We start from the raw sequence: 13,944 nt of genomic DNA on the forward strand, positions 1-13,944 counted from the left end.
ACCTCCTAAATATTCAATTCTGTTCGACCGATACGTCTGTGATAATCATTAATTTCTTTGACTGCAAAACGTCCGAACTCTTTACCGCCAATGTTGATGATGATATCGCCATTCGGTGCTTGCTGTGCTTGACCGCCCATCATTTGAACAGCCATCATGATTCCGTTGACCATAGACTCCATAGAGTCTTGAATTCCTCCACCTTCGTAACGAGTACCGTTGTTATCAGCGTAGTTACGGCTAGGTTGAGTAAATGTGTTAGGTTCCAACGTGCTGGGCATCGAGATTTCAGGATTTGACCAATCTACACCCATGTAATTGAGTGCTTGCTCAATCAGTTCCATCGCACGAGCGGGTTTTTCTAAAGGAAGAACCATTTCTTTCTTGTTGCCTTCTCCCATGCGATAGATACCATCTTCTGTGACCCATCCACCGTTAGCGTATCCAACGCCTCGATATGCCCTCGTAAGAGAACCGTAACGAGAAGTTGCATAGCGCATAGAAGCTAAGATGTTAGACATCGGATCCCAAATATTCTTATTGTGAGGACTACGAGCATATGCTCTAAATGTCGGATCAATTACTTGCAACAATCCTTTTGAAGGAATTCCATTTCTAGCATTGATATCCCACAAATTAATCGCATTTGGATTTCCGTTTGATTCGGTTCGAATTTGGTTTAATGTTGCGTTGACATTTGCAGTGTTGAGCAGTCCTAGCATACCTAAAGCTCGCTCTACTGTACCTTGCCAGCGCGCAACGTTAGGTGCAAATCGCCTAACTCCTGAAACCTTACCACTTGACGTTGCTTGTCCGTATGTTTTCGGATCGACTGACTGACCAAAAACACTACCTTTACGCAATTCATAATGGACGTGCGGACCAGTGGAATTACCTGTACTACCTACTGTTCCTATTTGTCTGCCAGCAGATACCGACTGCCCAAGACGAACACCGATGCTATTCATGTGCCCGTATAATGTATGCAATCCTTTAGCTACGTTGATAGCTACTAGATTTCCATAACCACTTGCCCATCCGGCGTAAGAGACTGATCCAGGGTGTTGTGCGGGTAGCGGTGTTCCAGTTGGCGCTGCGTAGTCCATACCGCCATGCCACGTTTTGCCGAATAACCTCGCTCGATTTCCATAATCAGACGTCATGATGAATGGCGGATTTCTAAATCTTGGTGCAAATGCTCCTGATCCAAAACTCGCTTGCTGTTGAGCAGCGACTTCTTCTTGGTGCTTTTTGTAACCAGAATTGAATTTATCCGTCACCCATTTAGTTGCACCGCTTGCCACGGTTGCCACCGTGCCTTTGGCCATATCAAGTCCCGGTTGTACAGCGTTTGAAAGATTGACAAATTTAGAAACCGCAGCGTTCAGCAACTTACTAGGTTCTTTGGCATAAGACCAAATGTCAGAAGCGACTTCTTTAGCCCCTTGCCATTTTTCTTTGAACCAATCACCAACACCACTAGCGTAGCGTGGCATGCCTTTCATCATGTTCGCTGTCTGTTGGCCACTTAATACAGAGGAGCCTTTCGGAAGGTTTACAACCATATTTCGTTGCTTAGGAAATAGTCCTGTTTGTCCGTTTGGTAAATGATAGGCCTCTTGGTAATTAGAACCTAGTCCATCGTTGACCATGGCCAATCCGCCTTGATGATATCCTGTACCAGTAGCGTATTTAGGGATTTTCCACTCGCCGAGTTTAGACTTGCCAGCCCCGACTTTACCTAGAACCCAGTTAATACCTTTGATCACACCATTCATTGCTTTACCGATGATACCTACCATGCCATTACCAATTGAAGACGCAGCATTTTTGATGGATTGAACACCATTTTTAAGACCCGAAGCAATTTTACCGGGCAATCCTGATGCCCATCCGCCTATCTTGTCAAAAACTCCCTGTGCCGTGTTTTTTAAACCGTTTAGTGAGTTTGCCATATTAGTTCGCATGGTTCGGAAAGCACTTGAACCTTTTGAGCTAGCGTTGCTTGCTTGTGAACTGATTTTAGAATAGATATTGTCAAAGTTTGATCTTGTGCTATTCCAAGTTTCGGAGAATCGTCTTCCAAGATTATTTTTCATCTCGTTTATCCGATTCGACGCATTGTCTTTCGCTTTGCGTGTCGTATCAGTGACTTTCGAAGTGAAATCATCCCACGTTTTCTTGGTGTTTTTAGAAACATCAGACCAACGGCTTTTGGTGTTGTCCCAAATGTTCTTTGCATTGTCTGTGACGGACTTTTTCGCCTTGCCCCAGTTGTCAGAAGTCCATTTAGTCACCTTGCCCCAAGTATCAGATGTTCCTTTAGATATATCTTTCCACTTGTCGGAAACCCACTTGCCAGAGGAAGTCGCAGCACTTTTGATCGCTGTACCTGTTTTCCCCCATAACTCTTTGGATTTATTCCAAATTTCACTGGTTTTGTCAGAAACAGATGTTTTCATATCAGTCCATAATGTAGTAATGATCTCAACGGGTTTCGCCATCAAGTCCTTGATTCCGTTGTACAAACCTTCGATTAAGAATGCTCCAAATTCAGCAAACACAGTCGATGGAGAATGGATACCGAACAACGACTTAAAGCCGTTCACGATTGGGTTAAATATGTTTTCTTCCATCCAATTTCCGATATTAGCTAATGCTTCGCCGATTCCCATCAACAAGCCGTTCATGAACTCCATTCCAGCATTAAAGAAGTCCGAAATATATCCACCCAAAGCACTAATAAATCCTGCAACAGAATCACTGATTACCGTCCAAATTTCTTGTGCTTTAGTTGAGATCGCTTCCCAGTTTTGCCATAACAAAACACCTACGCCAATTACAGCTGCAATTGCCAATGTTAACGGCCCGCCTAACGCTGCAACTACCGTTCCTATTGCGGCACCTACTGTTGAGAGTAAACCGCCCAGACCACCGATTGCTGACAAAGCAGTGAAAATACTCGAAATCACACTCACGATACTACTAATAGCACCAATAATTTTAAGTGCACCAGCGAAGGCGATAAAGAAGGTCACAAATTTTGAAAATCCTTCCGAGTGTTCCGAAATCCAATTCCCGATAGCCGAAAGTGCATCTCCTAGCTTCACAAGCATAAAGACAATTACACCACCGCTCCAAGAGGCAATTGGTTGTAAGAAACTATCCCAGAACCATGCAAAAGCTGGTTTTATACCGTTTATAATTCCGTTCACAAAATCAAGTGCTCCGCCAAGTAAATGAAAATATGCGGGTAATAAATCTTGGATAGTGAAACTTGCTAAAGGCAGTAGAATATTTTCATAAGCCCATGCAATACCATCAAATACATTTTGAACTAAAGGTTTCATTGACTCTAAAAGTCTGTTTATCGCTTCTAGCAAAGGACTGAAATCTAATGTTTCTGCCCATTTCGCAGTAACAGAAGTCATGCGTTGAATTGTGCCTAAAACAATGTTGATCAAATCGAATATGTTTTGCATGATTCGTGTGCCAACATCTGCCTCATTCCACGCCTTGTTAAACTGGCTCGCAAGATTTCCTATTATCAATCCGATATCCCGTACAATTTTAAGAATGTTTGAAACGACTTTTTCGCCGGTCCCGTTTGTCCAAACGGTCATGAAGCTCCGACCGATGGATTTTACTAATTCCCAAACTTCTGTTAAAGCATACTTCCAAGCGTCAATCACACTTTTTCCGTGTTTGTCCCAAGCATCTTGAATCGGCTTGAAGAAATCCTTCCAAATTTTCTTAGCTTGTGCTGCCCATCCCGAAACCCAATCAGGAATTTTTTGATCAGGAACAGAAAAATCGACACCAGGTTGTTTACCCGTGTTCGCTCCATCGTTTGAATCGTTTTGAACAGATAGATTGTTGATCTCGTCAAACCCCATCAAACTACGTTGCATTTGCTTGATTTTCTCTTTGTTCTTATCCGCAGCGGTTCCTGATTCATTCATCGCTTGGACACTTTCATAAAGCCCCTTAGCACCTTGTTTAGCAGCCGAATACGTTGTGCCAAACAAAGCGGCGATAAATCCTGCGAAAATGGCTGTAGCATGCGATAATGCACGCATCAGTGCATTGATAGCTGGTAATACCGCTTCGTATATCGGATAAAAGGCAGTTAGTAAATTGACTTTGATTTGATTCAATGAAGCTGAAAATTCAGTGTTTGCTTTGAGTGCACTCCATAAACCTTGGGATAATTGTTGTAACCCTTTAAAGAGTAGTCCATAGAATATAAACGTTCGGAACATCATTTTCATTTGTGTTCCGAGAGTGAACATCCCTTTATTGTTTCTGGCGAGTCCTTTATCAACATTTCTTGATGTTCTATTAAAAACATTCCCAAAACGAGAGGCAGCTAACGCAGCAATTCCAAGCCCTTTTTGTGCATTTGTTCCAAATCTAGCAGTTGCCATCGCAAGCCTAGATATGAGTCCGCGGGAACCTTCTGTTGTACGACCAAAACGACGAATACCTGATCCTGCTGTTTCAGTTTGTCGTGACTGTTGACCTAAAACTGTATTCACTTTTGAAAGTGCTGGCACGAGAGCTTGTGCTCTGTCCTCAATCATTGAATAGGCACGTTGCAACGAATCATTATCTTGAATCAATTTATCCATTACGCTAGATTGCTTCATAATCTGCTCTTGAATTTTCAATGATGCCGCGGTGTCTTCCTTTCCGGTAAAACCACTCGAAAAACTACCTTTAGGAAGTTGCGCTTTTTCGTAATCGGCATTCATCGTGCGTAACTTTGCTTTAAGAGAGTCAATCTTTCCTTCGTTTTGCATCATTTTATTGGCGATATTATCCAAAGATTGAGGGATAGAATCAAATTCTTCCTTCATTTGTCGAGCCATTCCACGAGCGCTATCTTGATATTTCGTTAGTTGCGCTTGTGCCCTAGCAATTTGGTTATCGTACTTGATCATGCCTTTTTCATCATTGTTGGCCACAGACCCTTGACGTTGTGCACGCAAGAATGCTAAATCCGCTTGTTTAGCTCTTGCTTGACCCATTTTAGCGTTTATTTCATTGACAATTGCATCTACATCTTTGCCAACTGATTTTCTAGCTTTAGTAAATCCAGTAGAAAGATTCTTACTAATGTTAACGCCAGATCTTTGTGAGTTCTTTTCCATATAGTCCATTTGACGTTGAAAGTTTTTGTTTAACTGTTCTACTTGTTTTTCCATACGAGTAGCGCCTTCAGAAACATCCATGCTTTTTTCAGCTTTTTCTGTACCTTTATCTAAAGTTACACCCATGTTTTTTGCCCATTTTTCAACAAACGGCATCACTTTCGAGAGTTGTCTTTCAACTCTTTCTGCGTTGGCATCAATGATTATCTCCAGTTTTTCCAGTTCCATCTTTTCCACCTGCCTTTCTTAAATGATTTGCAACTCCTGTAAGTTGTTGTAGCAATAGTTGTTGATCAAGTGATTCATTAAATTCTTCGTTGTCTTCAAAGCTATTAGATACTTGTTTTCTTTCTTCTTCCAAAAATGGATACATTTCATAGATTTTAGGCATCTTGTTAGGTGTATTGAACGCATATGCGTTCAATTGAGCCGAGTTGTAGTCAAACATCGCTCGGTTTTTCATCTCAAGCTCGTACCTGTTCTTGTTGGCCTCTACTTGAGCGATAATTTCTAGGTAGGTTAAATCCCAATAGCGATCAGCGGGTATTCCCCATTGCAATGCTAGTGGCTCCATATCTTGAAAGAGTTCAGTAAGTGTCTTGTACTGCTTTACACTTCGAAGTCCGTCGCTTCCTCGTCGAAATTGACTTCCTTCTCCTTCTCGGTTTCCTTCGGTGCTTCCCTGGTTCCGAAAAAACCGGACTCATCCAGCAATTCTTGGATAATGTTCATCAAGTCCATAGTAGAATTGCCTTCGTCTAAGAATTTTTCAAAAGCGGTAAAGATCGTATCGTCGCTGACATTAGGCGTTTGGTTCGCACCTTGCAGAACGATCAGCATTTTTTTAGTGCTTGGTAGACCCATTCCACCTTTACTATTCATAAACAAGCTCATCAAGGATTCATCTAAGCGGTTTTCAATCCGATAAATGTCTTTGGCTTTCAGTTGGAGTTTTAGCAGTAAATTTCCAAATTTCACTTCTTTGAATGTTGGCATTTTGATCATTTTGTTTTCAGTCATGGTGTTTTCTCCTATTCATATAAAAAATAGGTCAGCCGATTAAGACTGACCTTTCCTGTTATTCTTCTGTTTCCGGTTCGTCTTATTCTGGTGGTTCTGGCGCTGTCAGAGTCAAGACGTTCGTATCAGTTCGATTGCCATTAGCTGTTGTGACTGTCGTGGTGTACACTCCTGGTGGTGTGTCGGCAGTCCAAGTGATATTCCCGCTAGAACTTACCGCTAAGCCAGTTGCGTTTGGCGCAATCGCATAGCCAACATTTTTATTCGTGGCATTTGTTGGTGCAATCGTTGCAGATAATTGGCGACTTCCAGCAGTCCCAGCTTCTGCGCTTGATGTTTTAGGCGATAACGTCACACCAGTAACATTTACAACTGGATCGGTAACAGTCACCGCACAAGTAGCAGTTCTGTTACCACTAGTCGTTGTGCAAGTAATAGTAGCCGTTCCAGCACTAACCGCGGTAACCACACCCGAATTAGTCACAGTTGCAACGTCCGGATTGCTAGAAGAATACGTGACAGCTTTATTTGTAGCGTTACTTGGTGCAACTGTGGCTGTTAAAGTCTCTGTAGAGCCAATAACAATGCTTGTGCTAGTTTTGTTAAGAGTTACTCCACTTGGTACGATAAGCAGTGTCCTGAACGCCTCTAAGGGTGTCATGTCAGATACGAAGTCACCCTGTACCCAAGCCACTTGATACTCGCCCTCCGGAATTTGAGTATTCGGGTTGAGGTTGTCTAGCTCAACTCGTGCACCCTCTCCTTCGACAATTTTTGTTCCATTTTTGAAAATCGATAAATTCAATCTGTTCACCTCTTTCTTATTCGGCGGTTATGACCGCCCCGCTTGTCGTTGGTGTTATAACGATATTGCGGGGAGCATTAGGGAGCGGGTGTTACTTCTGGTGCTGTATTCGGCACTAGCACGATTGTGTAAATCAATGCGGCATTGACTTCAATCCCGTTCAATCGAGTTGAAATTTCGCCTTTAAATTCAACTTTCAATCCATCTGGATAAGCGATCACCCAATCCAACGGATCACCAGCTTCTTCCAACGCTAAGATTTTTGCGTATTCATCACTTTCGTAAATCGCTTCAAACTCAAGATTTTCAGTATCTTGAATCCCTTTGATGTATTCACGGCGTTCTGATTTCAAGTGAGTTACATCTAGACGCTCTGGATCAGAGCCAATTTGTGGAATCGTGCGGATTTTTGCAACTTCTACTGTAGTTTGATCTTGCTTGTAGGACAATGTCGCTCCTTTCGAAGCTAAAGCAAAGGTTTGCAAATCCATTTTTAATTTATCTTGGTGCAAAGTAATGTTGTACATAAAAGTACCTCCTATTATTTTTGATAAACAAAATGGGTATCGTTATCGACGATGCCCCGATATTCGAGAATCTTTCTCGATAAATCGGCGACATTTGCATCGGTATCGTTACCCACAAAGCCTATACTTTTAAATTTTTCATCAATTTTAGTGACGATCGAAGTTAAATCTCCCGCTTTGTCATCATCGTATATTTCAACCGTAATGATCCAAGCGGATTGGATTTCTCGTTTGTGCGCATCTTTGAAATGAGTTGTTCTTTTTGTTCTGTAAATCGCCATCGGAAACTTGCTCCACGAATCCGGATAATCAGAGAGGACTAACTTTAGTTCATTGATGCCTTGTAGAATTTCCCATGTTTCTAGTTGCATATCATAAATCATTTAAGCCCCTCCTTCATATACCGATTCAGCGTTTCTTTGAAAATGCCCGGTGCTTCTTTGCTCGCATCTTTCAGTGCGGGATATAGCCACGGACTAGCTGGTTGTCCTCGTGTCATGTAGAAATCAACTTCCTTGATAGAGACCGTCAGCATGCCATACAGCAAACTCAAGTCTCTGTCCACATAACTTGTTGGGAAAAACCACCGAGTTTGACGATAACTAAGAACAATACCCGGTGGTAAGTCTTTGGGAGACTCTTGACCGACGGGACCCGTCCCAAATTCTTTGAAAAACGCTTGTTTCTTGTCCGACCAAACCCTACCCACAACATTTCCGCTGACATCCTCGGCGACTTCCGTTTTAATACTCTGTGCAAGCTCGCCTGTCGGATGCTTGGATTGACTTTGGACATTTTGAACCGCATAGATTTGAGTGAGATCAACCACATCGCTAGTCGCGTCGATCGCCGCTTCTTTTGCAATTTTAGGTATCTGTTTCAACTTTCTACGCAGTCGGTTCATTCCCCTGATTTCAACGCCCATCACATCACAACCTTTCTAGGACAACATTTGTATGTTGAGAATAGGTTTTGATTGACGAGATATAAAAATCAGGCTTTTCATCTTCCGACACATAAACACAGACACCATCAAGTTCGTTCTGACCCTCGATGATGTCTGTTCCGATGTATTTACATGCCTTGACGGTAGAAAGCTTGTTACCGTAGATTTGAGCCATTACAAGCCCTTCTGCTGGTTGGATAGTCATTCTGATCGGCTTAGGTTCGATATACTCAATCTTTTCCCCGCCTTTGGGAACAATAGTGACTTGTCGCTTTTTTAGGATGACTTCTTGTGTATCTTTTTTCGTCAGTCTCATAAGCTTGTCACACTCCCTAGACGGTACTTGTTGAGCATCGTTCTAAGGTGTTTCGGCATCCCGGTTTCGAAGTTACGAGTAACACCGCCCTCGGAACGGCTTTCCTCGCCTTCGTTGCCTTCCTGATTCGAACGAATAACAAACAAGTCCTTGACTGCTTTCGCCATGTTTCCCTCAAGGGTTTCACGGTTGCAATAGTCAAGGACTTCTGCTAGACAGTCTTCTAAATCATCAGCAAGTATTTGTTTTTCTGTTTCATCGGTAATGTCAAACTTACGAGCTAGCTGTTCTTGTAGCTTATCCAATGCGTCTTTATTGGTCTTGTTCATCACAATCCCCCTATTCCGCTGTAATAATCGCCCCTGTTGTTGTAGGAGTTACTACAACGTTTTGGGGAGCATTAGGGTTGAGCGACAGTGTCGATGATACCAACTAAATCAATACCTTCAAAAGTTGGCAATGAATTCATTGTCACTTTCGTTTCAACTTGAACAGGGTCAGCTTTTTGCATAGTTGTTACCGCAACACCAGTATCAACTACCGCTACATTTGCAACGTTGCTATTCATTAGATCAGATTCTTCTGGTGTAGTTGCAAACACAGTTTGACCAATAGTACCAGCTGGCAACAGAGAAAAGCGATTGTCCGTAATGAATTTGGTAGAAGCTCCCTCTGAATCTTGGTACATTTTATCGTAAATAACGACTGTCAAACCTAATTCGGTAGAAATGTAACTCAATACTTGATTACGCCCAATAATCGCTTTAGGAAGCGCTGGAGAAACAATAGAATCACGTACAGTCTTGTTTGCAATGATATGTTTGAACGTTGCTAAATTTGTCACCGCACGAGTTGGACGTTCGCCTGTTTCTAGCTCGATTTTATCCATCAAATCAGTAATATCTTGAATTGGATCAGCATTTTCATGATCAGACCAAGAAACCTTAGCAGTCGCTTTGTTCCCTTCCTTGAAACCGTAATCCAATTCGTATTCTTGACCATTACCTTTGATAGTGGCTGTACCTGTCATTAGTAATTGCATCCGCAAGATTTCACGAGTAACACGAGCCGCTTCAATCAATTTGGCGTTGTCATCAAAGATTTTGTTTAAAACAGCATCGATCATTTGTTGATTACCACTAGCAATAACCAAATTCAATTGTTGACGTAAGTTTTCATCAATGTATAGAGATTCTTTAAAGAAACCTAATTTAGTGATAACTTTGTCGAATTCAGCACGTTCACGTGGAATTGCTGGCGCATCTACTCCAGATGGTTTCAAGAACTTAGGCGCTCCAATTCCGCCTTTAACCCAACGAATTTCTGTTCCTAACTGTTTATCTGCTGGGAATAATTCTTCACCTAAATAAGGTGCTTTGTATTTAGGACTTTCTGTCCAATAAGACGCTGTTTCTTGTGCAGTCACTAATTCAAAAATTGAAGTAGAAAACAACTGCAATCCCATTTTTAAATATTTGTTCATGTTCTGTCCTCCTTATTTATTGCGTTTAGCAAATGTCACTTTGCCATCTAACGCTTCCTTTGCTTCATCAGTAACAGTTACATCTGGAATACGGAACTCGTTCACGAATCCAAAAATCAATACCGTACCGTTTGCTGTTCCGCCTGTAACATCTACCTCGTGCATAAGCACTCCTTGAGCGTTTTCGTCATTAGAAACGACCAATACCGCTTGTTCGCTGGCCAAAAAGTCAGCACTACCACCAACTGGCGTACCTGCTGGAATTAATTTGCGACCATTGCTATTCGCGGTCACTCCTGTATCTCCGATTTGAGCGCCTAATGATTCGAACAAACTAGCATTCAATAGAATCTGTTTAGTCGCTGTTCCTTTTGTTACTACTTGACCCATTTTCATATGTTTTTACCTCCTGTTTATTTAAAGAAATTACTTTCTTTAGTTTCTTGTGCATGTTGTTGTGCCAAACGTTTGCCGATTGAGCCTTTTTCTGGTTTACCATTGCCACCACCTGAACCCGCTGGAATATCAACCGATGATTTGAGACGTTCATTTACGCCAGCTTCTACCGCACTACGAAATGCTGTTTCGATAGCTTCGATTGATTTCTTGCAGTCATCGGCATTAGTCGTTACCACAGCCCCGATCAATTCTTTTGGAAGTTCACGAGTAGCAAGTTCTTCTAAAGCTGTCAAACGTAGCTCACGGCTTGTTAAATCCGCTTCACGTTTCGCTTCGGCTTCCGACTGTTTGCGTGCTTCTTCTTCCTTGCGTTCTGCTTCTGACATTTGAGCCATGCGCTGACCTTCTGTAAGGGCTTCTTGGCGTTCTTTTTCTGCTTGCTCTTTCCATTTGGCATGAGCAGTTTCTAAAGCTTTAGCAGTTCGTTTATCAATCATAGAATCAAGTTCTGCTTGACTGCCAAACGTGATCGGTTGATCTGAACCGCCTTCCCCACCATCGCCACCATCTCCGGTGAATAGTTGCAAGTTTAATTTTAGTTTTTCATCGCATAATTTTGTAAATTTCATGTTCATTCTCCTTACCCCATACACCCCAAAATTGAGCATAAAAATAATGCTCCATGAACGTTTTTCAACCCACACACAGCACCTTTAAAACATTTTTTATTCAATTATGACACGTACACGATTTATTAGTTACTTAGCTTTTAACGCCTTCAAAGTATTGGGCAAAATAAAAAGACTTAGTAAATGCCTAAATCTTCTGCTTCATAGTATTCTTCATCCAAATCCTCATCATCAACGACAAATTCATCCATTGTTACACCTCTTTCGTGAGTGGTTAGCAAATAATAGTTGCAAGCCACTAATCTGCTGATAATGCATATCCAGCAATTTTGCCCAAATCAAACATTGCATCACGTTTCGTTTGAGTAGCTACGCCAAAATAATCAAAAGTGATTACTTCGCCATCATCTTTAAAGTTATTCACATTTTGGAATCTTAACGTACTACCGTTTACAAGAAATATAATTAAATCTTTATCCATATTTTTCACCCTTTCGATTGGTCAGTTCGCTTTTTGCACAAACCACTATTTAACGCACTAGCTGCGAGATAGTTAGATCAGCCGTCCTTTCCGCTCTATGAGCTTTGAAATATTCCCATTCTCTTTGTTGGGAGCGGTAAAGCAACTCTATACTATCAGGTGGTTTTTTCTGCCTTTCCAGTTGTCGGATAGCTTCGAGTTGTAAGTTTCTAGGCATATCCTTAAAGAATCTTTCGGCATCACACGGTTTTCTGCGGTTTTCCATGATGTTCAACTCCTTTATTTTTAAGTACAAAAATAGCGCACAGCTTTTGTTTAGCCATGCGCCTTATTTTGATTTCTGAATTACTTTTTCGATATCATCAATAGTTACATCAATGATTCCCCACTCTTGTTCTTCTGTGCTAGCGTCCACCATGAAATGAGTGTCATCAAATTTTTCGATCACAGTTGCTTCACGTCCGTCTTTAAGGGTGACACCGTCATATTCTTTTATTGTCATTTTTTGACCTCCTTTATCATGATAGTAGACATCTTAGTTTCATTCCCTTTGACAAACCAACCGACAACGAAATTATATGGTTTTCCTTTGTTGTTATACATAATCATTTTTTGTTCATATGAATTACCGTAGCCGTTATTGCCCCTATCTCTTGCGGGATAAGATAAACTACGTTTCAGTATTTCATCTTTGAATTCCTGATAGTTGTCTTTTCCATACCCAAAACTACTAGAAATAAGCTTGCCTTTAGGATAACCAGATTTACTTGATTCGTTAAATAGATATTCGGTAAACTTTCTATCATCGATCGTCGCCACATCCGCATTAGGTAAAGCAAGCTCTGGATTTCTTTCAAGCCTGACTCTTCGCTGATAGTCTAATTTAGTTAGTTGCCAATCTCTACCGTTATTATACTTGATATTTTGATAATCATCCAACGATTCAGGTGCATCTTTACCGACAACGTCTTTTAATCGCTTGTAGTCTTTGTTGTCTCTACTCAAATGTTTGATCTTTTTCTTTTGGGTTTCAATTTCTTCATGAGAATATCTTTCAAGCAGTGCATTCATCCAATCGTTGTAGTTTTGATCACGTTTCATGATAAATGTACCGCCTCCGATAGGATCCCTGACCGTCCTTTGTCCGATAGTCGATCGATAACCATAGTAAGCCACGGCAATGGATCTGCAATGCGGATGACCGGGAGGAAAGTTGACTCCGACTTCTGCATCTGCGACTTTATGAACTTTTCCATCCCATTTCCGACAAATAGACGAGGTTCTAAGGTCAAGGACTGCTACAATCATATATTTTTCAACGCCACGATCTTTCCACGCTTTGAGCTTCGCTTGGTTAGATACATAGTTAGCTTCTGTCCGAATAAGCCTATTCGCAACAAATATAGACGTTTCAAACTCTTTGGCGATCGTGCGCGCCATATCCTGGTTGCTCATGCCCGTCATTGCCTCAACGGTAAACAACTCTTCTAACCTCTTAGCAAGAGTATCAGTATCTTTCCAAATGCGTTTGGAATAATTCGAACCTTTCCAATGAGTTTCTAGGATGTTCTTCGTTTCCTTGGTTGATAACTCCTTAAACTCATGTCCGTTGTGCTTTTTATCTTGATTCCAAACCTCGATAGGGACGTTACCAGACCTTCTAGCACGGTTCCAACTCTCAACGGCTATGCCTTTGTCTTCGAGTCGCTGAATTACATCCTCAGCGACCGCATTTCTATAGCTTTTATGGATTTCTTCAATGTAGAAGTCCGTTTGCTCTTTGTACTCAACGTCTGCCACTTGCTTAGCAACTAGCCACGACTTAGCTCTTAAATCTTCTAGGCGCGTGATCCGATGCTTGTAAGCTAGAATATTCAACTGTTTCTGCGCTTGTTCTGCAATCTCTGGCGTGTCAATGGACTTCGCTAACCTTTGATATTCGAGTACCTCACTAGGGCTTACAGCTACGTTTAGCGCCCTTTTGAGTTCTTCCTCGGTTGAATTGGTTGTAAGTCGAGCGCGAGAAAAAAGCTTGTTTACTTCGTCGGTCAGATACTTTTGAGCCTGCAAATAAGCTTTCGCTATTTTTGATTGTACTGGATCAATGCCACGTTGCATGTATTCCTCTTGGTCAACGTTTCGCATTTGCCAGTAGGGTAGCTTTTTCTTCTTGGCCATCTAATCA

General features: G+C 41.6%; 17 protein-coding genes. All 17 read right to left on the reverse strand.

The genetic code is table 11. The features are described from left to right. Positions 1-5 precede the first annotated feature (5 nt). On the reverse strand, positions 6-5,381 hold the full coding sequence (locus tag ACWODM_RS00290) for a peptidoglycan DD-metalloendopeptidase family protein (protein ID WP_455319355.1): 5,376 nt from the start codon (positions 5,379-5,381) through the stop codon (positions 6-8). Further along, the gene (locus tag ACWODM_RS00295; RefSeq protein ID WP_455319356.1) at positions 5,350-5,712 is read right to left on the reverse strand and encodes a hypothetical protein; all 363 of its coding nucleotides are present in this window, start codon (positions 5,710-5,712) and stop codon (positions 5,350-5,352) included. The genes ACWODM_RS00290 and ACWODM_RS00295 overlap by 32 nt, the downstream gene beginning before the upstream one ends. A gap of 50 nt (positions 5,713-5,762) precedes the next feature. Continuing rightward, positions 5,763-6,173: a DUF6096 family protein gene (locus tag ACWODM_RS00300; protein ID WP_455319357.1), complete on the reverse strand. Its 411-nt coding sequence runs from the start codon at positions 6,171-6,173 to the stop codon at positions 5,763-5,765. An 82-nt stretch (positions 6,174-6,255) separates the two neighbouring features. Then, positions 6,256-6,978: an Ig-like domain-containing protein gene (locus ACWODM_RS00305; protein WP_455319358.1), complete on the reverse strand. Its 723-nt coding sequence runs from the start codon at positions 6,976-6,978 to the stop codon at positions 6,256-6,258. A gap of 77 nt (positions 6,979-7,055) precedes the next feature. Further along, positions 7,056-7,505: a phage tail tube protein gene (locus ACWODM_RS00310; protein ID WP_455319359.1), complete on the reverse strand. Its 450-nt coding sequence runs from the start codon at positions 7,503-7,505 to the stop codon at positions 7,056-7,058. A 14-nt stretch (positions 7,506-7,519) separates the two neighbouring features. Continuing rightward, entirely contained in the window at positions 7,520-7,888 is a 369-nt protein-coding gene (locus tag ACWODM_RS00315) for a hypothetical protein (RefSeq protein WP_455319360.1), read from the reverse strand. After that, the gene (locus tag ACWODM_RS00320) at positions 7,885-8,409 is read right to left on the reverse strand and encodes an HK97 gp10 family phage protein (RefSeq protein ID WP_455319361.1); all 525 of its coding nucleotides are present in this window, start codon (positions 8,407-8,409) and stop codon (positions 7,885-7,887) included. Before ACWODM_RS00320 ends, ACWODM_RS00315 begins: the two co-directional genes overlap by 4 nt. 25 nt (positions 8,410-8,434) lie before the next feature. Then, complete coding sequence (locus ACWODM_RS00325; RefSeq protein ID WP_455319362.1) at positions 8,435-8,767, reverse strand: hypothetical protein; 333 nt, start codon at positions 8,765-8,767, stop codon at positions 8,435-8,437. After that, positions 8,764-9,096, reverse strand: a complete 333-nt coding sequence (locus tag ACWODM_RS00330) for a phage head-tail connector protein (RefSeq protein ID WP_455319363.1) — start codon at positions 9,094-9,096, stop codon at positions 8,764-8,766. Before ACWODM_RS00330 ends, ACWODM_RS00325 begins: the two co-directional genes overlap by 4 nt. 71 nt (positions 9,097-9,167) lie before the next feature. Beyond that, positions 9,168-10,250 (reverse strand): major capsid protein, encoded by a 1,083-nt coding sequence (locus tag ACWODM_RS00335; RefSeq protein WP_455319364.1) that lies wholly within the window; start codon positions 10,248-10,250, stop codon positions 9,168-9,170. 12 nt (positions 10,251-10,262) lie between these two features. After that, on the reverse strand, positions 10,263-10,646 hold the full coding sequence (locus ACWODM_RS00340; protein WP_455319365.1) for a hypothetical protein: 384 nt from the start codon (positions 10,644-10,646) through the stop codon (positions 10,263-10,265). Positions 10,647-10,663: 17 nt separating this feature from the next. Continuing rightward, the gene (locus tag ACWODM_RS00345) at positions 10,664-11,278 is read right to left on the reverse strand and encodes a DUF4355 domain-containing protein (RefSeq protein ID WP_455319366.1); all 615 of its coding nucleotides are present in this window, start codon (positions 11,276-11,278) and stop codon (positions 10,664-10,666) included. Between the two features lie 176 nt (positions 11,279-11,454). After that, a complete protein-coding gene (locus ACWODM_RS00350; protein ID WP_455319367.1) occupies positions 11,455-11,577 on the reverse strand; it encodes a hypothetical protein in 123 nt (40 codons plus the stop codon). Continuing rightward, on the reverse strand, positions 11,577-11,759 hold the full coding sequence (locus tag ACWODM_RS00355; protein WP_455319368.1) for a hypothetical protein: 183 nt from the start codon (positions 11,757-11,759) through the stop codon (positions 11,577-11,579). The genes ACWODM_RS00350 and ACWODM_RS00355 overlap by 1 nt, the downstream gene beginning before the upstream one ends. A gap of 49 nt (positions 11,760-11,808) precedes the next feature. After that, positions 11,809-12,024 carry a hypothetical protein gene (locus tag ACWODM_RS00360; protein WP_455319369.1) on the reverse strand — a complete coding sequence of 72 codons (216 nt, stop codon included), beginning with the start codon at positions 12,022-12,024 and terminating at the stop codon, positions 11,809-11,811. A 63-nt stretch (positions 12,025-12,087) separates the two neighbouring features. Further along, the gene (locus ACWODM_RS00365; RefSeq protein WP_455319370.1) at positions 12,088-12,261 is read right to left on the reverse strand and encodes a hypothetical protein; all 174 of its coding nucleotides are present in this window, start codon (positions 12,259-12,261) and stop codon (positions 12,088-12,090) included. Further along, positions 12,258-13,937 carry a minor capsid protein gene (locus tag ACWODM_RS00370; protein ID WP_455319371.1) on the reverse strand — a complete coding sequence of 560 codons (1,680 nt, stop codon included), beginning with the start codon at positions 13,935-13,937 and terminating at the stop codon, positions 12,258-12,260. Before ACWODM_RS00370 ends, ACWODM_RS00365 begins: the two co-directional genes overlap by 4 nt. Positions 13,938-13,944: the final 7 nt, after the last annotated feature.

The organism is Enterococcus olivae, from assembly GCF_053760925.1.